At 72.0% G+C, this 26154-nt stretch carries 22 protein-coding genes; 19 read left to right on the forward strand and 3 right to left on the reverse strand.

The window, feature by feature from the left end:
- Positions 1–144: 144 nt before the first annotated feature.
- From secD to ACGH2B_RS24390, 4 genes are all read left to right on the forward strand, one after another.
- On the forward strand, positions 145–1920 hold the full coding sequence (gene secD / locus ACGH2B_RS24375; RefSeq protein ID WP_399093781.1) for a protein translocase subunit SecD: 1776 nt from the start codon (positions 145–147) through the stop codon (positions 1918–1920).
- Between the two features lies 1 nt (position 1921).
- Positions 1922–3049 (forward strand): protein translocase subunit SecF, encoded by a 1128-nt coding sequence (gene secF / locus ACGH2B_RS24380; protein ID WP_399093784.1) that lies wholly within the window; start codon positions 1922–1924, stop codon positions 3047–3049.
- Complete coding sequence (locus ACGH2B_RS24385) at positions 3046–3594, forward strand: adenine phosphoribosyltransferase (RefSeq protein ID WP_399093787.1); 549 nt, start codon at positions 3046–3048, stop codon at positions 3592–3594. Before secF ends, ACGH2B_RS24385 begins: the two co-directional genes overlap by 4 nt.
- 185 nt (positions 3595–3779) lie before the next feature.
- A complete protein-coding gene (locus tag ACGH2B_RS24390) occupies positions 3780–6419 on the forward strand; it encodes a RelA/SpoT family protein (RefSeq protein ID WP_399093790.1) in 2640 nt (879 codons plus the stop codon).
- Between the two features lie 80 nt (positions 6420–6499).
- Here ACGH2B_RS24390 and ACGH2B_RS24395 read toward each other — a convergent pair whose 3' ends face one another.
- Together ACGH2B_RS24395 and ACGH2B_RS24400 are read right to left on the reverse strand one after the other, a co-directional pair.
- Positions 6500–7729, reverse strand: coding sequence for a DUF349 domain-containing protein (locus ACGH2B_RS24395; protein WP_399093793.1), 1230 nt, complete (start codon positions 7727–7729; stop codon positions 6500–6502).
- Positions 7730–7976: 247 nt separating this feature from the next.
- A complete protein-coding gene (locus tag ACGH2B_RS24400) occupies positions 7977–8798 on the reverse strand; it encodes a peptidylprolyl isomerase (protein WP_399093796.1) in 822 nt (273 codons plus the stop codon).
- A gap of 220 nt (positions 8799–9018) precedes the next feature.
- On the opposite strand from ACGH2B_RS24400, the gene ACGH2B_RS24405 reads away from it, so the two are divergent.
- From ACGH2B_RS24405 to ACGH2B_RS24420, 4 genes are all read left to right on the forward strand, one after another.
- Positions 9019–9732, forward strand: coding sequence for an MBL fold metallo-hydrolase (locus ACGH2B_RS24405; protein ID WP_399093799.1), 714 nt, complete (start codon positions 9019–9021; stop codon positions 9730–9732).
- Positions 9733–9743: 11 nt separating this feature from the next.
- Positions 9744–11006: a histidine--tRNA ligase gene (gene hisS / locus ACGH2B_RS24410; protein WP_399093802.1), complete on the forward strand. Its 1263-nt coding sequence runs from the start codon at positions 9744–9746 to the stop codon at positions 11004–11006.
- Positions 11007–11422: 416 nt separating this feature from the next.
- On the forward strand, positions 11423–12064 hold the full coding sequence (locus ACGH2B_RS24415; protein ID WP_399093805.1) for a vitamin K epoxide reductase family protein: 642 nt from the start codon (positions 11423–11425) through the stop codon (positions 12062–12064).
- 91 nt (positions 12065–12155) lie between these two features.
- Entirely contained in the window at positions 12156–13517 is a 1362-nt protein-coding gene (locus ACGH2B_RS24420; RefSeq protein WP_399093808.1) for a replication-associated recombination protein A, read from the forward strand.
- Positions 13518–13931: 414 nt separating this feature from the next.
- Here ACGH2B_RS24420 and ACGH2B_RS24425 read toward each other — a convergent pair whose 3' ends face one another.
- On the reverse strand, positions 13932–14687 hold the full coding sequence (locus tag ACGH2B_RS24425) for a DUF2470 domain-containing protein (protein WP_399097284.1): 756 nt from the start codon (positions 14685–14687) through the stop codon (positions 13932–13934).
- 182 nt (positions 14688–14869) lie between these two features.
- On the opposite strand from ACGH2B_RS24425, the gene rpsD reads away from it, so the two are divergent.
- The 11 genes from rpsD (at position 14870) to aroQ (ending at position 25987) form a co-directional block, all read left to right on the forward strand.
- Complete coding sequence (rpsD, locus tag ACGH2B_RS24430) at positions 14870–15481, forward strand: 30S ribosomal protein S4 (RefSeq protein WP_136744570.1); 612 nt, start codon at positions 14870–14872, stop codon at positions 15479–15481.
- A gap of 287 nt (positions 15482–15768) precedes the next feature.
- Positions 15769–16203: a DUF948 domain-containing protein gene (locus ACGH2B_RS24435; protein WP_399093811.1), complete on the forward strand. Its 435-nt coding sequence runs from the start codon at positions 15769–15771 to the stop codon at positions 16201–16203.
- 8 nt (positions 16204–16211) lie between these two features.
- Positions 16212–16559: a DUF6167 family protein gene (locus tag ACGH2B_RS24440; protein WP_399093814.1), complete on the forward strand. Its 348-nt coding sequence runs from the start codon at positions 16212–16214 to the stop codon at positions 16557–16559.
- Positions 16559–19228, forward strand: a complete 2670-nt coding sequence (gene alaS / locus ACGH2B_RS24445; RefSeq protein WP_399093817.1) for an alanine--tRNA ligase — start codon at positions 16559–16561, stop codon at positions 19226–19228. The genes ACGH2B_RS24440 and alaS overlap by 1 nt, the downstream gene beginning before the upstream one ends.
- 14 nt (positions 19229–19242) lie before the next feature.
- Complete coding sequence (gene ruvX, locus ACGH2B_RS24450) at positions 19243–19707, forward strand: Holliday junction resolvase RuvX (RefSeq protein ID WP_399097286.1); 465 nt, start codon at positions 19243–19245, stop codon at positions 19705–19707.
- Positions 19708–19826: 119 nt separating this feature from the next.
- Complete coding sequence (mltG, locus tag ACGH2B_RS24455) at positions 19827–21698, forward strand: endolytic transglycosylase MltG (RefSeq protein ID WP_399093820.1); 1872 nt, start codon at positions 19827–19829, stop codon at positions 21696–21698.
- Positions 21691–22536: a shikimate dehydrogenase gene (locus tag ACGH2B_RS24460; protein ID WP_399093823.1), complete on the forward strand. Its 846-nt coding sequence runs from the start codon at positions 21691–21693 to the stop codon at positions 22534–22536. Before mltG ends, ACGH2B_RS24460 begins: the two co-directional genes overlap by 8 nt.
- Positions 22537–22649: 113 nt before the next feature.
- A complete protein-coding gene (gene aroC / locus ACGH2B_RS24465; protein ID WP_399093826.1) occupies positions 22650–23834 on the forward strand; it encodes a chorismate synthase in 1185 nt (394 codons plus the stop codon).
- On the forward strand, positions 23831–24385 hold the full coding sequence (locus tag ACGH2B_RS24470; protein WP_399093829.1) for a shikimate kinase: 555 nt from the start codon (positions 23831–23833) through the stop codon (positions 24383–24385). The genes aroC and ACGH2B_RS24470 overlap by 4 nt, the downstream gene beginning before the upstream one ends.
- Entirely contained in the window at positions 24382–25473 is a 1092-nt protein-coding gene (aroB, locus tag ACGH2B_RS24475; RefSeq protein ID WP_399093832.1) for a 3-dehydroquinate synthase, read from the forward strand. The genes ACGH2B_RS24470 and aroB overlap by 4 nt, the downstream gene beginning before the upstream one ends.
- A gap of 73 nt (positions 25474–25546) precedes the next feature.
- A complete protein-coding gene (gene aroQ, locus ACGH2B_RS24480; RefSeq protein WP_399093835.1) occupies positions 25547–25987 on the forward strand; it encodes a type II 3-dehydroquinate dehydratase in 441 nt (146 codons plus the stop codon).
- Positions 25988–26154 lie beyond the last annotated feature (167 nt).

Genomic DNA, 26154 nt, shown 5'->3' on the forward strand with positions numbered 1-26154 from the left:
CGCCCCACGGAACCGCGACGCGTCCGCTGCGGGCGCCGCGGTTCCGTGACCGTCTAGGCTCCGGCGGGGGCACGTCCCCACAACACTTCGTGGCCGCTCGGCAGAGACTCCCCGCCGAGCGGTTGGACAGGGAGAAACGAGAAGGTGGCAGCACCGAAGAAGGGCCGCAGGGCGCCGGCCGGCCAGGGCAAGCCGGGGCGCACCCTGGTCCTCATCCTGATCGCCATGGTGGCGCTGGTCGGAGGCATGTTCGCCTCCGGCACGCTGACGCCCCGGCTGGGAATCGACCTGGCGGGCGGCACCAGCTTCACGCTCCAGGCCCAGAACCAGCCGGGCAAGCCCAACGCGATCAACGAGACCAACATGAAGACCGCCGCGGACATCATGGAGCGGCGCGTCAACGGGCTGGGTGTGACCGAGTCCGAGGTCCAGACCCAGGGCACCAACCACATCATCGTGAACATCCCCAAGGGGACGGACGCGAAGCAGTCCCGCCAGCAGGTCGGCACCACCGCCCAGCTCGGCTTCCGCCCGGTGCTCACCACCACCGCCGGCGGCAAGACCCCCGAGCAGCCCTCCGGCACCCCCTCGGCGGGGACCGAGCCGGGCGGCAAGGACGGCAAGTCCGGCAGCGACGCCAAGGACGGCAAGGCCACCGACGGCAAGAGCGGCGCACCGACGCCCACCGCGAGCGCCACCACCCAGGGCCGCGCCGTCACGGACGCCCTGAAGAAGGACCCCACGCCGGGCGGCTCCCCCTCGCGGAAGCCCCAGGCGCCCGCGACGCCGCCCGTCCCGGGTGAGACCGGCATCCCCGCGGCGCTCCAGAAGCAGCTCGCCGCCCTGGACTGCTCCACCAAGCAGAACCGCGCCCTCGCCGGTGAGCGGGCGGCCGGCACCAAGCCCAGCGACCCCGTCGTGGCCTGCAAGGACGACGGTACGCAGAAGTACGCGCTCGGCCCCGTCGGCGTCGAGGGCACCGACGTCAAGGACGCCAAGGCGGTCTTCGACGGCCAGACCGGCCAGGGCTGGATCGTCCAGATGGACTTCACCTCCGACGGCGGCAAGAAGTTCGCGGACATCACCGGCCAGCTCGCCACCAAGATGCAGCCGCAGAACCAGTTCGCGATCGTCCTGGACGGCGCGGTCGTCTCCGACCCGCGCGTCAGCCAGCGGCTCAACGGCGGTAGCGCCACCATCTCCGGCGGCTTCACCCAGCAGACCGCCGAGGACCTCGGCAACATGCTGTCGTACGGCGCCCTGCCGCTCTCCTTCAAGATCGCCGACGAGACGACGGTCACCGCGGCGCTCGGCGGTGAGCAACTGCACGCCGGTCTGATCGCCGGTGCGATCGGCCTCGCCCTCGTCGTCGTCTACCTCGTCGCCTACTACCGGGGCCTGGCGCTGGTCGCGCTGGCCAGCCTCGGGGTCTCGGCGGTCCTGACGTACACGATCATGACGCTGCTCGGCCCGACCATCGGCTTCGCGCTGAACCTCCCGGCGGTCTGCGGCGCCATCGTCGCCATCGGTATCACCGCCGACTCGTTCATCGTCTACTTCGAGCGCATCCGGGACGAGATCCGCGAGGGCCGCTCCCTGCGACCGGCCGTCGAGCGCGGCTGGCCGCGTGCCCGCCGGACGATCCTGGTCTCCGACTTCGTGTCGTTCCTGGCCGCCGCGGTGCTCTTCATCGTCACCGTCGGCAAGGTCCAGGGCTTCGCGTTCACCCTCGGTCTGACCACGCTCCTCGACGTCGTCGTGGTGTTCTTCTTCACCAAGCCGCTGATGACGCTGCTGGCCCGCCGCAAGTTCTTCGCCGACGGCCACCCCTGGTCCGGCCTCGACCCGCAGCGCCTGGGTGCCAGGCCCCCGCTGCGCCGCCGTCGTCCCGCCGCCCCCACCCAGACGAAGGAGGCGTGAGATGTCCAAGCTCGGCAACCTCGGCGCCCGGCTCTACCGCGGTGAGGTCGGCTACGACTTCATCGGCAAGCGGAAGATCTGGTACGGCATCTCGATCCTCATCACCGTCGTCGCCCTCGCCGGCCTGGTGGTGCGCGGTCTGAACATGGGCATCGAGTTCTCCGGCGGTGCGGTCCTCACCACGCCGAAGACCTCCGTCTCCTCCTCCGAGGCCCAGCACCTGGCCGAGTCCGCCTCCGGCGGTCAGCAGGCCGTGGTGCAGAAGCTCGGCGGCGGCTCCCTGCGTATCCAGATCAGCGGTCTGGACACCAAGCAGGCGGTCCCCGTCCAGGAGAAGCTGGCCGAGGACCTGAAGGTCCCGGTCAAGGACATCAACACCCAGCTCGTCGGCCCGAGCTGGGGCGAGGAGATCGCCAACAAGGCGTGGCTGGGCCTGGGCATCTTCATGGTCCTGGTGGTCATCTACCTCGCCATCGCCTTCGAGTGGCGGATGGCGCTGGCCGCCCTGATCGCGCTGATCCACGACCTGACGATCACGGTCGGGGTCTACGCCCTGGTCGGCTTCGAGGTCACCCCGGGCACGGTGATCGGTCTGCTCACCATCCTCGGATACTCCCTCTACGACACGGTCGTCGTCTTCGACAGCCTCAAGGAAGCGTCCAAGGACATCACCAAGCAGACCCGCTTCACCTACAGCGAGGTCGCCAACCGCTCCATCAACGGCACGCTGGTCCGTTCCATCAACACCACCGTCGTCGCGCTGCTGCCGGTCGCCGGTCTGCTGTTCGTCGGCGGCGGTGTGCTGGGCGCGGGCATGCTCAACGACATCTCGCTCGCCCTCTTCGTCGGTCTCGCCGCCGGTGCGTACTCCTCGATCTTCATCGCGACCCCGCTGGTCGCCGACCTGAAGAACACCGAGCCGCAGATGAAGGCGCTGGCCAAGCGGGTCAAGGCCAAGCGCGCCTCGGCCGCCGCCAAGGAGGCCGAGCACCCGCGGTCCCAGGACGGTGCGGACCCGGACGGGCCCGAGCCGGAGGGAGACGAGGCGGCCGCCGGCCTGGTCGGCCCCCGTACGCAGCCCGCCGCCCGTAACCGCGGACGCGGCCGCCCGTCGGGCAAGCGCCGATGACCGCCCCCGCCGCCCTGCGCGAGCTGCTGCTGAGCCGGATCACGGACGTGCCCGACTACCCGCAGCCGGGCGTGATGTTCAAGGACATCACCCCGCTGCTGGCGGACGCGACCGCGTTCGGGGCGCTGACCGACGCCCTCGCCGAACTGTGCGTCCGCCACCGCGCGGACAAGATCGCCGGACTGGAGGCGCGCGGCTTCATACTGGCCGCCCCCGCCGCCGTCCGCGCCGGCGTCGGTTTCGTCCCGGTCCGCAAGGCGGGCAAGCTGCCCGGCGCCACCCTCGGCCAGACGTACGACCTGGAGTACGGCACGGCCGAGATCGAGATCCACGCCGACGCGCTGGAGCCGGGCGACCGGGTCCTGGTCATCGACGACGTCCTGGCCACCGGCGGCACCGCCGACGCCTCGCTCCAGTTGGTGCGGCGTGCGGGCGCCGAGGTCGCGGGCCTGGCGGTCCTGCTGGAGCTGGGTTTCCTGGCGGGCCGCGAGCGGCTGGCGCCCACGCTGAAGGGCGCTCCGCTGGAGGCCCTGGTCACGGTCTGATTCCGGCCGCCCGCAGTACGGCGCCGGGGCACCCGGGGAGCACCTCCCCGGGCGCCCCGGCGCCGTCGTTGTGTCCGCCGTCACGGCCGCAGGAGTGGACCGGCGGCCAGGCCGATACGATGGCACCCCGGCCCGGTCGTGGCGCGATCGTGGCCTTGTGGTCCGGAACCACTTGAGGAGTGCTCTTGCCAGACGAGGCCCAGCCGCTCTCCCCCCGGCCGCGTCCGGCGGGATCCCCCGACGCGCCGGGGGCCGAGCCGAAGCCGCGGGCCGCGGGCCCCGCGGGCGCGCAGCCCGACCCCCGGGAGGCCACCCGCGACCGAACCGCGCCCCGGCCCGGCCCGTCCGCCGGTGACGCCGGAGCGCCGGACACCGCCGGGCCGAAGCCGTCCGACGGGTCCACCGCCCGTCCGCAAGACCCCGAACCGGCCACGCCCCGGCCCCCGGCCCCCGGGCCGAAGCCGGGCCCGCCCGCCAAGGCCGACCGGCCGGCCCCGGTCGCCAAGCCCGCACCGTCCGCGTCCGCCGGGCGCTCCGGCTCCTCCAGCCGGGTCCGCGCCCGCCTCGCCCGCCTCGGCGTGCAGCGCTCCAGCCCGTACAACCCGGTCCTGGAGCCGCTGCTGCGGGTGGTGCGGAGCAACGATCCCAAGATCGAGGCGGCCACGCTCCGGCAGATCGAGCGGGCCTACCAGGTCGCCGAGCGCTGGCACCGCGGCCAGAAGCGCAAGAGCGGCGACCCGTACATCACGCACCCGCTCGCGGTGACGACGATCCTCGCCGAGCTGGGCATGGACCCGGCCACGCTGATGGCCGGGCTGCTGCACGACACCGTCGAGGACACCGAGTACGGCCTCGACACCCTGCGCCGCGACTTCGGCGACCAGGTCGCGCTGCTCGTCGACGGCGTCACCAAGCTCGACCGTGTGAAGTTCGGCGAGGCGGCGCAGGCCGAGACGGTCCGCAAGATGGTCGTCGCGATGGCCAAGGACCCGCGCGTCCTCGTCATCAAGCTCGCCGACCGCCTGCACAACATGCGCACCATGCGCTACCTCAAGCGGGAGAAGCAGGAGAAGAAGGCCCGCGAGACGCTGGAGATCTACGCCCCGCTGGCGCACCGGCTGGGCATGAACACCATCAAGTGGGAGCTGGAGGACCTCGCCTTCGCGATCCTCTACCCCAAGATGTACGACGAGATCGTCCGTCTCGTCGCCGAGCGGGCCCCCAAGCGCGACGAGTACCTGGCCATAGTGACCGACGAGGTCCAGGCCGATCTGCGCGCCGCCCGCATCAAGGCCACCGTCACCGGCCGCCCCAAGCACTACTACAGCGTCTACCAGAAGATGATCGTCCGCGGCCGGGACTTCGCGGAGATCTACGACCTGGTCGGCATCCGCGTCCTCGTGGACACCGTCCGCGACTGTTACGCGGCGCTCGGCACCGTCCACGCGCGATGGAATCCGGTCCCCGGCCGGTTCAAGGACTACATCGCGATGCCGAAGTTCAACATGTACCAGTCGCTGCACACGACGGTCATCGGCCCGGCGGGCAAGCCCGTCGAGCTGCAGATCCGCACCTTCGACATGCACCGCCGCGCCGAGTACGGCATCGCCGCGCACTGGAAGTACAAGCAGGAGGCCGTCGCCGGCGCCTCCAAGGTCCGCACCGACGTCCCCAAGGGCGCGGGCGGCAAGGGCGACACCGTCAACGACATGGCCTGGCTGCGGCAGTTGCTCGACTGGCAGAAGGAGACCGAGGACCCGGGCGAGTTCCTGGAATCGCTCCGCTTCGACCTCTCCCGCAACGAGGTCTTCGTCTTCACCCCCAAGGGCGACGTGATAGCGCTGCCCGCCGGCGCCACCCCCGTCGACTTCGCGTACGCCGTCCACACCGAGGTCGGCCACCGCACGATAGGAGCCCGCGTCAACGGGCGCCTCGTCCCGCTCGAATCGACGCTGGACAACGGCGATCTGGTGGAGGTCTTCACCTCCAAGGCGCCCGGCGCCGGGCCCTCGCGGGACTGGCTGGGCTTCGTCAAGTCCCCGCGCGCCCGCAACAAGATCCGCGCGTGGTTCTCCAAGGAGCGCCGGGACGAGGCGATCGAGCAGGGCAAGGACGCCATCGCCCGCGCCATGCGCAAGCAGAACCTCCCGATCCAGCGCATCCTGACCGGCGACTCACTGGTCACCCTGGCGCACGAGATGCGCTACCCGGACATCTCGTCGCTGTACGCGGCGATCGGCGAGGGTCATGTCACCGCGCAGAGCGTCGTCCAGAAGCTGGTGCAGGCGCTCGGCGGCCAGGACGAGGCGACCGAGGACATCGCCGAGTCCACCCCGATCCGCCGCTCCAAGCGGCGCTCCAGCGCCGACCCGGGCGTGGTGGTCAAGGGCGTCGACGACGTCTGGGTGAAGCTGGCGCGCTGCTGCACCCCGGTGCCGGGGGACCCGATCATCGGGTTCGTCACCCGCGGCAGTGGCGTATCGGTTCACCGCGCCGACTGCGTCAACGTCGACTCCCTCTCCCGGCAGCCCGAGCGGATCCTGGAGGTCGAGTGGGCGCCCACCCAGTCCTCCGTCTTCCTCGTCGCCATCCAGGTCGAGGCGCTGGACCGCTCCCGGCTGCTGTCGGACGTCACCCGCGTCCTGTCCGACCAGCACGTCAACATCCTCTCCGCGGCCGTCCAGACCTCCCGCGACCGCGTGGCCACCTCCCGCTTCACCTTCGAGATGGGCGACCCCAAGCACCTGGGCCACGTCCTGAAGGCGGTCCGCGGCGTGGAGGGCGTCTACGACGTGTACCGGGTGACGTCGGCGCGACGGCCCTGAGGGCCGCACCGGCCCCGATGTGAGAGAACCCCCGCCCGGACCCGAAGGCCCGAGCGGGGGTTCTCCTGCGCTCCGGTGGCTCAGCCGCCGAACTCCTCCAGGCCCTTCAGCGCCTGGTCGAGCAGCGCCTTGCGGCCCGCCAGCTCCCGGCCGAGCTTGTCGGCCTTGGCGGTGTTACCGGCCGCGCGCGCCGTCTCGATCTGCTTCTCCAGCTTGTCGACGGCGTCCTGGAGCTGACCGGTCAGACCCGCGGCGCGGGCCCGCGCCTCCGGGTTCGTCCGCCGCCACTCGGCCTCCTCGGCCTCCTGGATGGCGCGCTCGACGGCGTGCATCCGGCCCTCGATCTTCGGGCGGGCGTCGCGCGGGACGTGCCCGATGGCCTCCCACCGCTCGTTGACCGAACGGAACGCGGCCCGCGCCGCCTTGAGGTCGGTGACCGGCAGCAGCTTCTCCGCCTCGGCGGCCAGCTCCTCCTTGCGGGTCAGGTTCTCCCGCTGCTCGGCGTCCCGCTCGGCGAAGACCTCACCGCGCGCCTGGAAGAAGACGTCCTGCGCGCCGCGGAAGCGGTTCCACAGGTCGTCCTCGTACTCGCGCTGGGCGCGGCCCGCGGCCTTCCAGTCCGCCATCAGCTCGCGGTACCGGGCGGCGGTCGCTCCCCAGTCCGTCGAGGCCGACAGCGCCTGCGCCTCGGCGACCAGCTTCTCCTTGACCTTGCGGGACTCCTCGCGCTGCGCGTCCAGCGACGCGAAGTGCGCCTTGCGCCGCTTGGAGAACGCCGAGCGGGCGTGCGAGAAGCGGTGCCACAGCTCGTCGTCCGTCTTGCGGTCCAGCCGCGGCAGGCCCTTCCAGGTGTCGACCAGGGCGCGCAGCCGCTCACCCGCCGCCCGCCACTGCTCGCTGGCGGCCAGCTCCTCGGCCTCGGCGACCAGCTTCTCCTTGGCCTGGCGGGCCTCGTCGCTCTGCTTCGCCTTCTGCGCCTTGCGCTCCTCGCGCCGCGAGTCGACGGTGGCGACCAGCGCGTCGAGCCGCTTCCTCAGCGCGTCCAGATCACCCACCGCGTGGTGCTCGTCGACCTGCTTGCGCAGATGGTCGATCGCGGCCGTCGCGTCCTTCGACGACAGGTCGGTGGTCTTGACCCGGCGCTCCAGGAGGCCGATCTCGACGACCAGGCCCTCGTACTTGCGCTCGAAGTAGGCGAGAGCCTCCTCGGGGGTTCCCGCCTGCCACGATCCGACGACCTGCTCGCCATCGGCGGTACGCACGTACACGGTCCCCGTCTCATCGACGCGGCCCCATGGGTCGCTGCTCACAGCGCCTCCTCCACATGACACCGACGGGGCGTGCGGCCCCCCGGCGTCGTCCACAGTTTCTGTCCGCCGAGGCTGTGCCCCGGCCGGTCCGACGGGCTGTCTTGCGGGAGAGGGGCCGGCCGTCGGAGCAGGCACCCTCCACATACGCCAATCTAGGCGACCCGGCGGTCGGCTGTCCGCATCCAGCGCGACCCAATTCCACCGGCCCGGACCTCCGCCGACCTCGGCGGACGCCCCGGATCCCCGCTCAGGAGGCGGTGACCGTCGCGCGGTTGATGACGACGGTGGCGTTCGGCACGGTGTTGCCGGTCTCCTGATCGGGCGAGGACCCGGCGGCGGCGATCTTCTTCAGGACGTCGGTGCCACCGGTGATCCGCCCGAACGGCGTGTAGTTCGGCGGCAGTTCGCTGTCCTGGTAGACGAGGAAGAACTGGCTGCCGCCGGTGTTACGGGTCTTCTCGTTCTTGCCGTCGTAGCGGTTGGCCATCGCGACCGTGCCCGCCGGGTAGACGTCGCCCTTCAGCCGGGGGTCCTTCAGGTTCTCGTCCGGGAGCGTGTAGCCCGGGGTGCCGCTGCCGGTGGCCGTCGGGTCGCCGCACTGCAGGACGTAGATCCCGGAGTCCACGAGCCGGTGGCAGCGGCTGTGGTCGAAGTAGCCCTGCTTCGCGAGGAAGGCGAAGGAGTTCACCGTGTGCGGCGCCTTCGCGGCGTCGAGCCGGAGATCGATCTCCCCGCAGGTGGTCCGCAGCTTCGCGGTGTACGTCGCGGAGGTGTCCACGGACATCTCCGGCTCCTTCTTCCACGTCTTCTTCGACGGCGCGCCCTTCTCGGGGCGGGCGCACGGGTCGGCCGGCCGCGTCGGTCCGGCCGCCGCGGCGTCGTCGCGGTCGCCGCCGGCCAGCCCGGCGGTGGCGTACGCGGCACCGCCCGCGGCCACGACCACGGCCAGGACGCCCGCGATGATGACGTTGCGGCGCTTCGCCTTCTGCCGGGCCTCGGCCCGGCGCTGCTGCTGGCGCGCGTACTTCTCCCTGGCGAGCTGCCGCCGTCGCTGATCGCTGCTGACCACCGGTCGTCTCCTGTCCTGCACTGCGTGCCACGCTCGGTCGCTCGGGCCACGGCCGGGCGACGCCCCTCGGTGTCGCGGCGCCCCGGGCCACCGGCCGTGGCCGTACCGTATACGGGTTCGCCGCCGCCACAGGTGCGCCGGTAGGCTCTGGAGCTGCCGAGTTGTTCCGGGAGCGGCCGCCTGCGCGAGGCGCCCGACCCCACGACCTTTAAGGACGAACGTGCTGATTGCCGGGTTCCCCGCCGGGGCCTGGGGGACCAATTGCTATCTGGTCGCCCCCGCCGCCGGCGAGGAGTGCGTGATCATCGACCCGGGCCACCGCGCCGCGCAGGGCGTCGAGGAGGCGGTCGCCAAGCACCGGCTCAAGCCCGTCGCGGTCGTCCTCACCCACGGCCACCTCGACCACGTCGCCTCGGTCGTCCCGGTGTGCGGCGCGCACGACGTGCCCGCCTGGATCCACCCCGAGGACCGCTTCATGATGAGCGACCCGGAGAAGGGGCTCGGCCGCGCCATCGGCGCCCCGCTCATGGGCGAGCTGACGGTGGGGGAGCCGGACGACGTCAAGGAGCTGACGGACGGCTCCACCCTCGAACTGGCCGGGATGGAGTTCTCCGTCGCGCACGCGCCGGGCCATACCAAGGGGTCGGTGACCTTCCGGATGCCCGAGCAGGCCGACATTCCGCCGGTCCTCTTCTCGGGCGACCTGCTGTTCGCCGGCTCCATCGGACGCACCGACCTGCCGGGCGGCGACCACGCCGAGATCCTGCGGTCGCTGGCACGCGTGTGCCTGCCGCTGGAGGACTCGACCGTCGTCCTGTCCGGCCACGGCCCCCAGACCACCATCGGCCGCGAGCGCGCCGGCAACCCCTTCCTGCGGGAGCTGGCCGACGGCCTCGGAGCGGGCACCACCGCCCCTCCGCGACGAGGAATGTGACGAGACCTTCCGTGAGCACCTTTCAGGCCCCCAAGGGCACGTACGACCTGCTTCCCCCCAATTCCGCGACCTATCTCGCGGTCCGCGAGGCGATCTCCGCGCCGCTGCGCAACTCCGGCTACGGCTACATCGAGACGCCCGGCTTCGAGAACGTCGAGCTGTTCGCCCGCGGTGTCGGTGAGTCCACCGACATCGTGACCAAGGAGATGTACGCCTTCGAGACCAAGGGCGGCGACAGGCTCGCACTGCGCCCCGAGGGCACCGCCTCCGTGCTGCGCGCGGCCCTGGAGGCCAACCTCCACAAGGGCGGCAACCTCCCCGTCAAGCTCTGGTACTCCGGTTCGTACTACCGCTACGAGCGTCCGCAGAAGGGCCGCTACCGCCACTTCTCGCAGGTCGGCGCGGAGGCCATCGGTGCGGAGGACCCGGCGCTCGACGCCGAGCTGATCATCCTCGCCGACCAGGCGTACCGCTCCCTGGGCCTCAAGAACTTCCGCATCCTGCTCAACTCGCTGGGCGACAAGGAGTGCCGTCCGGTCTACCGCGCCGCCCTCCAGGACTTCCTGCGCGGCCTCGACCTGGACGACGACACCCGCCGCCGCGTCGACATCAACCCGCTGCGGGTCCTCGACGACAAGCGGGAGTCCGTCCGCAAGCAGCTCACCGGCGCCCCCGCGCTCCGCGACTACCTCTGCGAGGCGTGCAAGGCGTACCACGAGCAGGTCCGGGAGCTGCTGACCGCGGCGGGCGTCACCTTCGAGGACGACGCCAATCTGGTGCGCGGTCTCGACTACTACACCCGCACCACCTTCGAGTTCGTCCACGACGGCCTCGGCTCGCAGTCCGCGGTGGGCGGCGGCGGCCGGTACGACGGTCTGTCCGAGATGATCGGCGGCCCGGCGCTGCCGTCCGTCGGCTGGGCGCTGGGCGTCGACCGCACGGTGCTGGCCCTGGAGGCGGAGGGCGTCTCGCTCGACATCCCGGCGGCCACCGCCGTCTACGCGGTCCCGCTGGGCGAGGAGGCCCGCCGGGTGCTGTTCGCGCGGGTCACCGAGTTGCGCAAGGCCGGGATCGCAACGGACTTCGCCTTCGGCGGCAAGGGCCTGAAGAACGCCATGAAGTCGGCCAACCGCTCCGGCGCCCGGCTGGCGCTGGTCGCCGGTGAGCGCGATCTGGCCGAGGGCGTCGTCCAGTTGAAGAACCTGGAGAGCGGCGAGCAGACCGCCGTCCCGCTGGACGCGGTGGTCACCGAGGTCCGGCGCACGCTGGGCTGATTCCCCGCAGCGGCACGGGGCCGGCGGGGGCCGGGGCGGGCACCTTCGGGTGGTCCGGCCCGGCCCCCGCCGGCCGTTCCGCTCCGGGGCCCGCCGTTCCGCTCCGGGGCCCGCCGTTCCGCTCCCCGGAGCCGGCGTCCGCGTCAAGGCGGCGCCCGGCCGTTCATCCTCCCGGCTGGTCCGGCCCGGCGCCCGTAGAGGAAAGCCGGACCGGAAAACGGCGACGGCGCTGTTCGCGGCCGTGGCACGGCGGGGCGACGGCCCGCGCGGGCCGCCCGGCGCGGCCCCGGAGGCGTTCGTCTTTATGTCCGTCGAACGGTGGCACGGGCCGCGGTTGGGGCAGAATGTTCAGGCGGCCGCTGCTCGCGGGCCCGCTCTTCCACCCCACCCCACAAGGGATCGACGGAACTCGCGATATGACGACGACAGCGCTTGACGACGTGTCCACCGACGACGACCGCGAAGGCGACCGCGGCACCATCGGCGCGGGCCGCGGACTCGCCTGGCTGCTGGTGATCACCGGTGCGCTGGGCATTCTGGCCTCGTGGGTCATCACGACCGACAAGATCGAGCTGCTGAAGGATCCCAACTTCAAGCCCGCGTGCAGCTTCAACCCGATCATCTCCTGCGGCAGCGTGATGCAGAGCGCCCAGGCCGAGGTCTTCGGATTCCCGAACCCGATGGCCGGGATGCTCGCCTTCCCCGTCGTCGTCGCGATCGGCGTCGGCCTCCTGGCGGGGGCCCGCTACCGCCGCTTCTACTGGATCGGCCTGAACATCGGCACCCTGCTGGGCACGGTGTTCTGCATGTGGCTGATGACGCAGTCGCTGTACTCCATCAACGCCCTGTGCCTGTGGTGCACGCTCACCTGGTGCGTCACGATCCTGATGTTCTGGTACACCACCGTCCACAACATCAAGCACGGCATCATCCCGCTCCCCGCCGGCCTGCGCGGCGCGGTGCTGGAATTCCACTGGGTCGTCCCGGTCCTCTGGTACGGCGTGATCGCGCTGCTGATCCTGACCCGCTGGTGGTCGTACTGGTCCTCGCTGCTCTGACGGCCCCCGCGCCCTCTTCCGCCCGGCCGCCGGTCCTTCGTGGACCGGCGGCCGGGCGGCGTTGTCAGTGGGGTGGCATAGGCTCGTGAGCGTGGAGCCCGACCTGTTCACCGCCGCCGCCGAAGACCGTCAGGAGAAGGACCCGGCCGGGTCCCCCCTCGCCGTACGGATGCGTCCGCGCACCCTCGACGAGGTCGTGGGCCAGCAGCATCTGCTCAAGCCCGGCTCGCCGCTGCGGCGGCTGGTGGGGGAGGGCTCCGGGGGGCCCGCGGGGCCGTCCTCGGTGTTCCTCTGGGGGCCGCCCGGGATCGGCAAGACCACCCTCGCGTACGTCGTCAGCCAGGCGACCAACAAGCGGTTCGTGGAGCTGTCGGCGATCACCGCGGGCGTCAAGGAGGTGCGGGCGGTCATCGACGGCGCGCGCCGCGCCTCGGGCGGCTTCGGCAAGGAGACCGTCCTCTTCCTCGACGAGATCCACCGCTTCAGCAAGGCCCAGCAGGACTCCCTGCTCCCCGCGGTGGAGAACCGCTGGGTCACCCTGATCGCCGCCACCACCGAGAACCCGTACTTCTCGGTGATCTCCCCGCTGCTCTCCCGCTCGCTGCTGCTCACCCTGGAGCCGCTGACCGACGACGACCTGCGGGGGCTGCTGCGCCGGGCGCTCACCGCGGAGCGCGGTCTGGGCGGTGCGGTGACGCTGCCCGAGGACACCGAGGCCCATCTGCTGCGGATCGCCGGCGGGGACGCCCGGCGCGCGCTGACGGCGCTGGAGGCGGGTGCGGGCTCGGCGCTGGCCAAGGGCGAGGCGGAGATCACCCTCCGGACCCTGGAGGAGTCCGTCGACCGCGCCGCGGTCAAGTACGACCGGGACGGCGATCAGCACTACGACGTCGCCAGCGCGCTGATCAAGTCCATCCGGGGCTCCGACGTCGATGCCGCGCTGCACTATCTGGCGCGCATGATCGAGGCGGGGGAGGACCCGCGGTTCATCGCCCGGCGGCTGATGATCTCGGCGAGTGAGGACATCGGGCTGGCCGATCCCTCCGCGCTGCAGACGGCGGTGGCCGCGGCGCAGGCGGTCGCCATGATCGGCTTCCCCGAGGCCCGGATCACGCTGAGCCAGGCCACCATCGCGCTCGCCCTGGCCCCCAAGTCCAATGCCGCGTACATGGCGATAGACGCGGCGCTGGCCGACGTCCGCGCAGGTCAGGCCGGTCCCGTCCCGCCGCATCTGCGCGACAGCCACTACAAGGGCGCCGAGAAGCTGGGCCACGGCCAGGGGTACCAGTACCCGCACGACCTGCCCGGCGGCATCGCGGCCCAGCAGTACGCTCCGGACGCGGTGCACGGCAAGCGCTACTACACCCCGACCCGGCACGGCGCCGAGGCCCGCTACGCCGAGGTGGCCGACCGGGTCCGGGCACGGCTGCACGGCGGCGCGACGGAGAGCTGAGGCCGGCGGGGGCTGCCCGGTACGCGCCGGGCCGCGTCAGTCTTGTCCGGCCGCGTCAGCCTTGTCCGGCCGGGCCCGGCCTTGCCTGGCTTCGTCCGGCCGGGCCCGGCCCCGTGCCGTCCAGGAGGTTCGGGCCGCCCATGTGAGCCGACGCCTGCCGCTACCCGAGGCCCACCGGCCCGTACGGCGCGTACCACCGAGCCGGGCCCGTGCTGCCCGGGTGCGCCGGGATGCAGCCGCCCGCAGCCATCAGCCGTCGGAGCCTCGGCGCCCCCGTGGGTCGGAGACCCCGCCACACCCGCCCTCGCACCCGAGACGTGAGCCCCCCGCCACGGCCCCCGAGACGCAGGCCCCGCCGCTACCGCACCCGAGGCGCAAGCTCCCGCCATCTCGCCCGAGGCGCGGTCTCCGCCGTCACTCCTCCGCGGCTTCGAAGAGCGTGTGCATCGCGCGGCGCAGTTCGGCCACGTCGCGGACGGGCTCGGGGAAGTCGAAGCGGGCGTCGAACGGCGGCCGGCCCTCGCCGATGAAACGCACCCGTAGCCCGAAGCGGTCCAGGGCCACCGGCGTGGCCTCGTCGCGGGCGCCGCACATCCCGGCGCTCCGCGCCCCGAGCAATCCGCACAAGCCGCGGACCTGCGAGCCGTGCGCGGTGTGCAGATGCTGGAGCAGTTCGGCCTCGTGGGCGACGAGCGGATCGGGCACGGCGGCGGCGAACTCGTCGGGCTCGGCGCTCTCCGCGCCCCACAGGTCGTCCACCACGCACTCGCCGACCTCCAGGCGCAGCATCATCCAGGCGGCCCGCCCGGGAATCCCGGGTGCCGCCTGCGGCTGGAGCGCCTCGCCGATGCCGAGCAGCTCACCGACGGGGTGCCGCTCGGCGAGCAGCGCCGCGCAGCGGGCCCGGTCGTCGTTGCGTACGGGGGTGAGCCAGCCCGCCACCCAGGCGCGGCCGCGCACGCGGTGGGGCACCGAAACGGGGGCGACATCGGTGATCTCCATCACGGCTGCCAGGTCGTCGTCCTGGGCGTACGCGGCGGCGCGGGCGGCCGCACACTCGCCAGGAGCCAGCAACAGCACGTCTCCCTCGGGAGTCACGGTCCGGCAGACCGGTGCCGAGAGCCCGCTCGGGTCGGGGTCCTCGACTCCGGGAATGCTCAGCGACCCCATACCATTGGATTCGACGAGGGTGCGTACGCGCTCGGCCGCCGATGGCCGGGCGTCTTCCACGGGACGCGGCTGACCCGCCTCGGTGCCCTGAGCGGCATCGGGCAGGGGGATCCCAGGTCGAAACATGCGTTCTCCTCGCGCTAAGGTAAGCCTCACCTAACTTACATGGAGGTCCGTTCCACGTGAACCAGTCGCGTCCCAAGGTCAAGAAGTCCCGCGCGCTCGGCATCGCCCTGACGCCGAAGGCCGTCAAGTACTTCGAGGCCCGTCCCTACCCGCCCGGCGAGCACGGCCGTGGCCGCAAGCAGAGCAGTGACTACAAGGTCCGGCTGCTGGAGAAGCAGCGCCTGCGTGCGCAGTACGACATCAGCGAGCGCCAGATGGCGCGTGCCTACGACCGCGCTCGGAAGGTCGAAGGCAAGACGGGCGAAGCCCTCATCGTCGAGCTTGAGCGCCGTCTGGACGCGCTCGTCCTGCGTTCGGGCATCGCCCGCACGATCTACCAGGCGCGCCAGATGGTCGTTCACGGCCACATCGCCGTGAACGACCGCAAGGTCGACAAGCCCTCCTTCCGCGTCCGCCCCGGCGACGTCGTGATGGTCCGCGAGCGCAGCCGCGAGAAGCACCCCTTCCAGGTGGCGCGCGAGGGCGGCTACGCCCCCGACGGCGAGACCCCCCGCTACCTGGAGGTCAACCTCCAGGCGCTGGCGTTCCGCCTCGACCGGGACCCCAACCGCAAGGAGATCCCGGTGATCTGCGACGAGCAGCTCGTCGTCGAGTACTACGCCCGCTGATCCAGGCGTAGCCACCGGCACCACCCGGCCCGTCGTTCCCCGCTCGCGCGGGGCGGCGGGCCGCTGCCGTTCCCCGGCCGCGCGGCGTACGGGCCACTCGCGGGCAGCCCGCGGTCCGGCCCGTACAATCGGCCGGTCGCCTGCCTCCGGGCCCCGCCCGCCGCCCCGTAAACCGGTCGGACGGGCCGTTACGGCGCGATAGGGTCGAGGTGCCGTTCGGACCGCACGGTGCCGGGGCGGATCAGGCGGAATGGCCAGTTCGGAGAGTGTCGGAGAGTGGTGCCAGCGTGACCGGTGGAGAGGTGGCGGGGATCCTGGTCGCCGTCTTCTGGGCGATCCTCGTGTCGTTCCTCGCCCTCGTGCTGGTGAGGCTCGCGCAGACGCTCAAGGCGACGACGAAGATGGTGGCCGAGGTCTCGGACCAGGCCGTTCCGCTGCTGGCCGACGCGTCCGCGACGGTCCGCTCGGCGCACACCCAGCTCGCCCGTGTCGACGCCATCGCCTCCGATGTCCAGGAGGTCACCGCCAACGCCTCCGCGCTCTCCTCGACCGTCTCCTCCGCCTTCGGCGGACCGCTGGTCAAGGTCGCCGCCTTCGGCTACGGCGTACGCCGCGCGATCGGGAAGAAGGGCGCACCGCGGCCCGAGCCCACCGTCGTCGTCGGCCGTACCCTCCCCGGCGCCCGCCGCGGCGGGCGCCGCAACCGCCGCTCCAAGGACTGATCACCGCGATGTTCCGCCGCGCATTCTGGTTCACCACCGGCGCCGCCGCCGGCGTCTGGGCCACCACCAAGGTCAACCGCAAGCTGCGCAGCCTGCAGCCCGACAGCCTCGCCGCGCAGGCCGCGGACAAGGCCGTCGAGACCGGCCACCGGCTGCGCCGCTTCGCGCTGGACGTCCGTACGGGAATGGCGGACCGTGAGGAACAGTTGCACGAAGCGCTGGGCCTGACCGCACCCGGTGACGTCCGGGAAATGCCCGTATCGCGCCCCCGCGCGGTGCTCGAAACGCCCCACCCCACCACGAGAGCGACCGGACCGTCCGGGATCGCCGGACCGACTGGAAATGAGGACCACTGATGGAGTCGGCAGAAATCCGCCGCCGCTGGCTGCGCTTCTTCGAGGAGCGCGGGCACACCGTCGTGCCGTCGGCGTCGCTCATCGCGGACGACCCGACGCTGCTGCTGGTCCCCGCGGGCATGGTGCCCTTCAAGCCGTACTTCCTCGGTGAGGTCAAGCCGCCGTGGCCGCGCGCCACCAGCGTGCAGAAGTGCGTGCGTACGCCCGACATCGAAGAGGTCGGCAAGACCACCCGGCACGGCACGTTCTTCCAGATGTGCGGCAACTTCTCCTTCGGCGACTACTTCAAGGAAGGCGCCATCAAGAACGCCTGGGAGCTGCTGACCAGCTCTCAGGAGGACGGCGGCTACGGCCTGGAGCCGGAGAAGCTCTGGATCACCGTCTACCTCGACGACGACGAGGCCGAGCGCATCTGGCACGAGGTCGTCGGCGTGCCCAAGGAGCGCATCCAGCGCCTGGGCAAGAAGGAGAACTACTGGTCCATGGGCGTCCCCGGCCCCTGCGGACCGTGCTCCGAGATCAACTACGACCGCGGCCCGGAGTTCGGCGTCGAGGGCGGCCCGGCCGTCAACGACGAGCGGTACGTCGAGATCTGGAACCTCGTCTTCATGCAGTACGAGCGGGGCGCGGGCATCGGCAAGGAGGACTTCGAGATCCTCGGCGAGCTGCCCAGCAAGAACATCGACACCGGCCTCGGCCTGGAACGCCTGGCGATGATCCTCCAGGGCGTCCGCAACATGTACGAGACCGACACCCTGCGCGTCGTCATCGACAAGGCCACCGAGCTGACCGGCGTACGTTACGGCGCCTCCGACGACACCGATGTCTCGCTCCGCGTCGTCGCCGACCACATGCGTACCTCCACGATGCTCATCGGTGACGGCGTCACCCCGGGCAACGAGGGTCGCGGCTACGTCCTGCGCCGCATCATGCGCCGCGCCATCCGCAACATGCGGCTGCTCGGCGCCACCGGCCCGGTCGTCGCCGAGCTGCTGGACACCGTCATCAAGACGATGGGCCAGCAGTACCCGGAGCTGCTGGAGGACCGCCGCCGCATCGAGACCGTCGCCCTCGCCGAGGAGGCGGCCTTCCTCAAGACGCTGAAGGCCGGCACCAACATCCTCGACACCGCCGTCACCGACACCAAGGCCGCCGGCGGTACGGTCCTCCCCGGCGACAAGGCGTTCCTGCTCCACGACACCTGGGGCTTCCCGATCGACCTCACCCTGGAGATGGCCGCCGAACAGGGCCTCTCCGTGGACGAGGACGGCTTCCGCCGCCTGATGAAGGAGCAGCGGGAGCGCGCCAAGGCCGACGCCCAGGCCAAGAAGCACGGCCACGCCGACCTCTCCGCCTACCGCGCCGTCGCCGACGCCTCCGGCGCCACCGAGTTCACCGGCTACCGCGCCACCGAGGGTGAGTCCACCGTCGTCGGCCTGCTGGCGGGCGGCGTCTCGGCGCCCGCCGCCCACGAGGGCGACGAGGTCGAGATCGTCCTGGACCGCACCCCCTTCTACGCCGAGGGCGGCGGTCAGCTCGCCGACACCGGCCGGATCAAGCTGGACTCCGGCGCCGTCGTCGAGGTCCGCGACGTCCAGAAGCCGGTCCCCGGTGTCGTCGTCCACAAGGGCGTCGTCCAGGTCGGCGAGGTCGTGGTCGGCTCCAGCGCCTATGCCGCGATCGACGTGACCCGCCGCCGGGCCATCGCCCGCGCCCACAGCGCCACCCACCTCACCCACCAGGCGCTGCGCGACGCCCTCGGGCCGACCGCGGCCCAGGCCGGTTCGGAGAACTCCCCGGGCCGCTTCCGCTTCGACTTCGGCTCCCCGGCGGCCGTGCCCGGCGCCGTCCTCACCGACGTCGAGCAGAAGATCAACGAGGTGCTCTCGCGTGAGCTGGACGTGCACGCCGAGGTCATGAGCATGGAGGACGCCAAGAAGCAGGGCGCCATCGCGGAGTTCGGCGAGAAGTACGGCGACCGGGTGCGCGTCGTGACGATCGGCGACTTCTCCAAGGAGCTGTGCGGCGGCACCCACGTCCACAACACCGCCCAACTGGGTCTGGTGAAGCTGCTGGGCGAGTCGTCGATCGGCTCCGGTGTCCGCCGGGTCGAGGCCCTCGTCGGCGTCGACGCGTACAAGTTCCTCGCCCGGGAGCACACCGTCGTCTCGCAGCTCACGGAGCTGGTCAAGGGCCGTCCGGACGAGCTGCCCGAGAAGATCTCCGGTGTGCTGGCCAAGCTGAAGGACGCCGAGAAGGAGATCGAGAAGTACCGCGCGGAGAAGGTCCTCCAGGCCGCCGCCGGTCTCGCCTCCGGTGCCAAGGACGTCCGCGGGGTGGCCCTGGCCGCGGCCCAGGTTCCCGACGGCACCTCCGCCGACGATCTGCGCAAGCTCGTCCTGGACGTCCGCGGCCGGATCCCCGGTGACCGGGCCGCCGTCGTGGCGCTGTTCTCGGTCGCGGGTGGCCGCCCGGTCACGGTCATCGCCACCAACGAGGCCGCCCGCGAGCGCGGTATCAAGGCCGGTGACCTGGTCCGTACGGCGGCCAAGACGCTCGGTGGCGGCGGTGGCGGCAAGCCGGACGTCGCCCAGGGCGGCGGCCAGAACGCCGCGGCTGTGCCCGAGGCCCTGGAAGCCGTCGAGCGGCTCGTCGCCGAGGTGGCCTGAGCGTAGTGAGTGAGATTCGACGCGGTCGGCGGATCGCCGTGGACGTCGGGGACGCCCGCATCGGGGTCGCTTCGTGCGACCCCGATGGGGTGCTCGCCACACCTGTCGAGACGGTCCCCGGACGGGACGTCCCGGCGGCGCACCGTCGCCTCAAGGCGATCGTCGAGGAGTACGAGCCGCTGGAGGTCGTTGTCGGGCTCCCGCGTTCCCTGAATGGCTCAGAGGGGCCCGCCGCGGCCAAGGTTCGGGCATTCGCCCAGGTATTGGCCGAAAACATCGCCCCGATCGAGGTGCGGTTGGTGGACGAACGTATGTCCACGGTGACCGCCGCACAAGGGCTGCGGGCCTCCGGGGTGCGCAGCAAGAAGGGCCGCTCGGTCGTCGATCAGGCGGCCGCGGTGGTGATCCTCCAGAGCGCGCTGGAGACGGAACGGACCTCGGGCCGGGCTCCGGGAGAATGCATCCGAGTGGTCATCTGATGCCAGTACGGTAACGTTCCGCGATGCGACGCGGCGAAGACGAGCCGCGCAGGTAGAGGCGGGTCGGTACCACTCAGCGCCGGACAGGAGCGCGCCCGCCTCTCGGCTCAAGGGGATCGATGACCGAGTATGGCCGGGGCCACCGCTCCGAACCGTGGCACCCCGAGGACCCGCTCTACGGAGACCAGGGGTCCTACGGAGGGCACGCGCAGGGCTCCCCGTGGGGCGGCCGGGACACCGCTACGGCCGCTCCGCAGTACGACGACGGCCGGTACGGCACCCCGCACGGCGGGGTGCCGTACGACCCGTACGCCACCCCGGCGCCGCACGATCCGCTCACGGATCCCTACCCCGACCCGTACGCCGCCGCCGGCTACCCGTCCGCACCGGAGCCGCAGGGGTACGCGCAGAACCCGGGCCACCAGCCGTACGACCCGGGGCCGTACGGGCCCCAGTACCCGCACGACCAGCGGTATCCCCAGGAATCCCCGTATCCGCAGGACCAGGGGTACGCCGGGCAGCCGGGCCACCCCCAGGAGCCGCAGTACCCGCACGACGGGCAGTACCCGCACGACGCTCAGTACCCGCATGACCAGCGGTATCCGCAGGACGAGCGGTACCCGTACGAGCCGCAGTACCCGCAGGATCCGGCCTACGGCGACCCGCACCACCAGCAGGGCCCGCAGCCGTACCCGCCCCACGACCAGGCTCCGGCCCCGGCACCGCAGGCGCCCGTGGACGCGCCGGAGGACGACTGGCGGTCCGACGGCGGGCGTGAGCCCGGCGACGGCCACGCGTTCTTCGCCGACGATCCGGCGGACGACGGGCCGGAGGCGGACGACGAGGACGCGCGACCGGCCACCGACCGCTCCGGCCATGAGGGCCGCGGCAAGAAGACCAAGCGCCGGGGCGGCTGCGCCCGGTTCCTCATCGCCGCGGTGATAGCCGCCGGCGTCGGCACGGTCGGCTATTTCGGCTATCAGTTCTACGAGAGCCGTATCGCCAGCCCTCCGGACTTCGCGGGGGAGGGCGCCGGCGCGCTCCAGGTGGAGATCCCGGACGGCGCCCCGCTCCAGCAAATGGGCCAGATTCTCAAAAAGGAAGGTGTCGTCAAGAGTGTCGATGCCTTCACCGCCGCGGCGAAGGAGAATCCGAAGGGTTCCGCGCTCCAGCCCGGCAGTTATTCGATGCGCCGCCACATGTCGGCGGCGGCCGCCGTCGAGCTGATGCTGGACCCGAAGAGCCGTAACGGCCTGACCGTCCAGGAGGGGTTGCGTGCCGGTGCGGTGTACGACCTCATAGACAAGAAACTCCGGGTGAGGTCCGGTACCACGAAGGCCGCCGCCGAGAAGAATCTCAAGAGCCTCGGACTGCCTTCCTGGGCCGATGACTCGGAGAAGATCAAGGACCCGCTGGAAGGGTTCCTCTACCCCTCGACGTACAACGTGGGCGGTCAGGCCACCCCCACCGACGTGCTGAAACAGATGGTGGCGCGGGCCGATCAGGAGTACAAGCGTTACGACCTGGCGGCGAACGCGGAGAAGTACCACCTCGATTCCCCGCTCCAGTTGCTGACCGTGGCCAGCCTGACGCAGGCGGAAGGCATCACCCACGAGGACTTCCGCAAGATGGCCGCCGTCATCTACAACCGGCTCGAACCGGGCAACTACGCCACCAATCAGAAGCTCGAATTCGACTCGACGTACAACTACCTGAAGAACCAGAGCAAGATCAATATCGGGATCGGCGAGATCAGGAATTACAACGATCCCTACAACACCTATTTCTACCGGGGTCTGCCGCCCGGGCCGATCGGAAATCCCGGCGCCGACGCACTGAAGGCGGCGGTCGACCCGGACAACTCCGCGAAGTGGCTCTTCTTCATCTCCGTCGACGGCAAGAAGACCGACTTCACCACGAATCTCACCGACCACAACAAGCTCGTGCAGCAGTTCAACGAACGGCAGCGGGCGCGGAAGCAGAATGGCTGAGGACAAGGCAGTGACGGACACCAAGCAGGCAGCGGTCCTGGGATCGCCGATCGCCCACTCCCTCTCGCCGGTCCTGCACCGCGCCGCCTACCGCGAGCTGGGCCTGGACGGCTGGGAGTACGGCCGCTTCGACGTGGACGAGACGGCGCTGCCCGCCTTCGTGGAGAAGCTCGACGCGAGCTGGGCCGGCCTCTCGCTGACCATGCCGCTCAAGCGCGCGATCATCCCGCTGCTGGACGGGATCAGCGCCACCGCCGCCTCCGTGGAAGCCGTCAACACCGTCGTCCTCACCGACGATGGGCGCCGCACCGGCGACAACACCGACATCCCCGGCATGATCGCGGCGCTGCGCGAACGCGGTGTGACCCGGGTCGAGCGCGCCGCCGTCCTCGGCGCCGGGGCCACCGCCTCCTCCGCGCTCGCCGCGCTCGCCCAGCTCTGCGACGGCGAGGTCACCGCGTACGTCCGCAGCGCCCCGCGCGCCGCCGAGATGCGCGGCTGGGGCGAGCGCCTGGGCGTCGCGGTCACCACCGCGCCCTGGGAGGAGGCGGCCGAGGCGTTCCAGGCGCCGCTGGTCGTCGCCACCACCCCGGCGGGCACCACCGACGCCCTCGCCACCGCCGTCCCGGAGGCGCCCGGCACCCTCTTCGACGTGCTGTACGAGCCCTGGCCCACCGCGCTGGCGGCCGCCTGGTCGGCCCGTGGCGGTGCGGTCGTCGGCGGGCTCGACCTGCTGGTGCACCAGGCCGTCCTCCAGGTCGAGTTGATGACCGGGCGGGCCCCGGCGCCGCTGGCCGCGATGCGCGCGGCGGGCGAGCGGGCCCTCGCCGCCCGCTGACGGGCCGCTTCCGTCCACCTGGTCCGTTCCCTGGACGCGGAACGGTTCGTCCTCCGTGGCGTGGGAAGATCGGGGGAGACCGTAGGCGCGGTAAGCATTTCAGAGGAGGACCGTTGAGCAGGTTGCGCTGGCTGACGGCGGGGGAGTCGCACGGCCCCGCACTTGTGGCGACGCTGGAGGGCCTCCCGGCCGGCGTCCCGATCACCACCGATCTGGTGGCGGACGCGCTGGCCAGGCGTCGGCTCGGCTACGGCCGTGGCGCCCGGATGAAGTTCGAGCGGGACGAGGTCACCTTCCTCGGCGGTGTCCGCCACGGCCGCTCGCTCGGCTCGCCCGTCGCCGTGATGGTCGGCAACACCGAGTGGCCCAAGTGGGAGCAGGTCATGGCGGCCGACCCGGTGGACGAGGCGGAGCTGGCCGAACTGGCCCGTAACGCCCCGCTGACCCGGCCGCGCCCCGGCCACGCCGACCTCGCCGGGATGCAGAAGTACGGCTTCGACGAGGCCCGCCCGGTCCTGGAGCGCGCCTCGGCCCGGGAGACCGCAGCCCGCGTCGCGCTCGGCGCGGTGGCCCGCTCCTTCCTCAAGGAGGCCGCCGGCATCGAGATCGTCAGCCACGTCGTCGAGCTGGCCGCCGCGAAGGCCCCGTACGGCGTCGTCCCCACCCCCGCCGACGTCGAGAAGCTGGACGCGGACCCGGTGCGCTGCCTGGACGCGGACGCGAGCAAGGCGATGGTCGCCGAGATCGATCAGGCCCACAAGGACGGTGACACCCTCGGCGGCGTCGTCGAGGTCCTGGCGTACGGCGTGCCCGTCGGCCTCGGCTCGCACGTCCACTGGGACCGGCGGCTGGACGCCCGGCTCGCCGGTGCGCTCATGGGCATCCAGGCGATCAAGGGCGTCGAGGTCGGCGACGGCTTCGACCTGGCGCGGGTGCCCGGCTCCAAGGCGCACGACGAGATCGTCGCCACCGAGGACGGCATCCGCCGCTCCACCGGCCGCTCCGGCGGCACCGAGGGCGGTCTGACCACCGGCGAGCTGCTGCGGGTGCGCGCCGCGATGAAGCCGATCGCGACGGTGCCGCGGGCGCTGGCGACGGTCGACGTCACCACCGGTGAGGCCACCAAGGCGCACCACCAGCGCTCGGACGTCTGCGCCGTGCCCGCCGCCGGCATCGTCGCCGAGGCGATGGTGGCGCTGGTCCTGGCGGACGCGGTGGTCGAGAAGTTCGGCGGCGACAGCGTCCCGGAGACCCGCCGCAACGTCCAGGGGTACCTCGACAACCTGGCGATCAAGTGACCCCGCGCGCCGTTCTCGTCGGCCCGCCCGGCGCGGGCAAGTCGACCGTGGGCGCGCTCCTCGCCGAGCGGCTCGGGGTCGGCTACCGCGACACCGACGCCGACATCGTCGCGACGGCCGGGAAGCCGATCGCGGAGATCTTCATCGACGAGGGCGAGCCGCACTTCCGTGAGCTGGAGCGGCAGGCGGTCCGTACCGCCGTCGCCGAGCACACCGGGGTGCTCTCCCTCGGCGGCGGCGCGGTCATGGACGATACGACGCGGGCGCTGCTGCGCGGGCTGCCGGTCGTCTTCCTGGACGTCGAGCTGGCCGACGCGGTCAAGCGGGTCGGCCTGGACGCGCCGCGGCCGCTGCTCGCGGTCAACCCGCGCCAACGCTGGCGCGAGCTGATGGCGGCCCGCCGCCCCCTGTACACCGAGGTCGCGCGCGCGGTGGTCACCACCGGCGGCCGCACCCCCGAGGACGTCGCCGAGGCGGTCCTCGACGCACTGGAGTCCGGGCCGGCCGCGGGCGAGGACCCGCGCGCCCCCCGCAGGAAGGAAGAGGCATGACGGAGCAGGCCACCCGCATCCACGTCGGGGGTACGGCGGGCAGCGAACCGTACGACGTGCTCGTCGGGCGGCGGCTGCTCGGGGAGCTGCCCGGCCTGATCGGCGACGGCGTCAAGCGCGTCGCCGTGCTGCACCCGGAGGCGCTGGCCGCCACGGGTGAGGCGCTGCGCGAGGATCTGGCCGGCCAGGGCTTCGAGGCCATCGCGATCCAGTTGCCGAACGCCGAGGAGGCCAAGACCGCCGAGGTCGCCGCGTACTGCTGGAAGGCGCTCGGGCAGACCGGCTTCACCCGCAGCGACGTCATCGTCGGCGTCGGCGGCGGTGCCACCACCGACCTCGCGGGCTTCGTCGCGGCCACCTGGCTGCGCGGGGTGCGCTGGATCGCGGTGCCGACCACCGTCCTGGGCATGGTGGACGCCGCGGTCGGCGGCAAGACCGGCATCAACACCGCCGAGGGCAAGAACCTCGTCGGCGCCTTCCACCCGCCGGCCGGGGTGCTCTGCGACCTCGCGGCACTCGACTCGCTGCCGGTGCACGACTACGTCTCCGGGCTCGCCGAGGTCATCAAGGCCGGGTTCATCGCGGACCCGGGCATCCTCGACCTCATCGAGGCCGACCCGGAGGCCGCGAAGCGTCCCGACGGCCCGCACACCCAGGAGCTGATCGAGCGCGCGATCCGGGTCAAGGCCGAGGTGGTCTCCGCGGACCTCAAGGAGTCCGGGCTGCGGGAGATCCTCAACTACGGCCACACCCTGGCGCACGCCATCGAGAAGAACGAGCGGTACAACTGGCGCCACGGCGCGGCCGTCTCCGTCGGTATGGTCTTCGCCGCCGAACTCGGCCGGATCGCCGGCCGGTTGGACGACGCGACCGCCGACCGCCACCGCGCGGTCCTCGGCTCCGTCGGCCTGCCGCTGACCTACCGCGGCGACCAGTGGCCCAAGCTGCTGGACACCATGAAGGTCGACAAGAAGTCCCGCGGCGACCGGCTGCGCTTCATCGTCCTGGACGGTCTGGCCCGGCCCACCGTCCTGGAGGGCCCGGACCCCGCCATGCTGCTCGCCGCGCACGCGGAGATCGCCGCGTGAACGAGCGGAGCGGGAAAGCCGTCAAGAGGTGCGTCCCCGGCGCATGCCGGGCCGAGCGGAGCGAGGGATGGGCATGAGCCGCCGGGTACTGGTCCTCAACGGCCCCAACCTCGGCCGCCTCGGCTCCCGCGAGCCGGACGTCTACGGCGCCACCTCCTACGCGGGCCTGGTCGCGGAGTGCGCCCGGCTCGGCAAGGAGCTGGGCCTGGACCCCGAGGTCCGGGAGACCAATGACGAGGGCGAGATGGTCCGCTGGCTGCACGAGGCCGCGGACGGCGCGATCCCGGTGGTCATCAACCCCGGCGCGTTCACGCACTACTCGTACGCCATGCGGGACGCGGCGGCGCAGCGCACCGCCCCGCTGGTCGAGGTGCACATCTCTAACCCGTACGCCCGCGAGGAGTTCCGCCACAACTCGGTCATCGCGGCGGTGGCCAGCGGTACGGTCGCCGGCTTCGGCATCGGCTCGTACCGTCTCGCGCTGCGCGCCGTCGCCGAGGAACTGACCGGCTGACGCGGTCCGGGCCGGGGCCGCGCCGCCGCGGAACCGGCCCGGTGGCGCGCGTGCCCCGGGTACGCCCCACGCACCGGAGGCCGCCCCGTCTTCCCGGCGGGCGGCGGGATTTTCCGGATGCGCCCGGTGTGGCACCTTCCGCCGCCCCCGGCCGTTCACACCGTGAG

The organism is Streptomyces sp. BBFR2 (assembly GCF_044497305.1).
Taxonomy (GTDB): Bacteria; Actinomycetota; Actinomycetes; order Streptomycetales; family Streptomycetaceae; genus Streptomyces.

Coding starts and splice junctions, on each gene's coding strand:
- ACGH2B_RS24425 (WP_399097284.1), bottom strand. CDS start 14,687: ATGGGGTCGCTGAGCATTCCCGGAGTCGAGGACCCCGACCCGAGCGGG.
- aroB (WP_399093832.1), top strand. CDS start 24,382: ATGACGGAGCAGGCCACCCGCATCCACGTCGGGGGTACGGCGGGCAGC.
- aroQ (WP_399093835.1), top strand. CDS start 25,547: ATGAGCCGCCGGGTACTGGTCCTCAACGGCCCCAACCTCGGCCGCCTC.
- ACGH2B_RS24440 (WP_399093814.1), top strand. CDS start 16,212: ATGTTCCGCCGCGCATTCTGGTTCACCACCGGCGCCGCCGCCGGCGTC.
- ACGH2B_RS24385 (WP_399093787.1), top strand. CDS start 3,046: ATGACCGCCCCCGCCGCCCTGCGCGAGCTGCTGCTGAGCCGGATCACG.
- mltG (WP_399093820.1), top strand. CDS start 19,827: ATGACCGAGTATGGCCGGGGCCACCGCTCCGAACCGTGGCACCCCGAG.
- secF (WP_399093784.1), top strand. CDS start 1,922: ATGTCCAAGCTCGGCAACCTCGGCGCCCGGCTCTACCGCGGTGAGGTC.
- ACGH2B_RS24415 (WP_399093805.1), top strand. CDS start 11,423: ATGACGACGACAGCGCTTGACGACGTGTCCACCGACGACGACCGCGAA.
- alaS (WP_399093817.1), top strand. CDS start 16,559: ATGGAGTCGGCAGAAATCCGCCGCCGCTGGCTGCGCTTCTTCGAGGAG.
- ACGH2B_RS24460 (WP_399093823.1), top strand. CDS start 21,691: ATGGCTGAGGACAAGGCAGTGACGGACACCAAGCAGGCAGCGGTCCTG.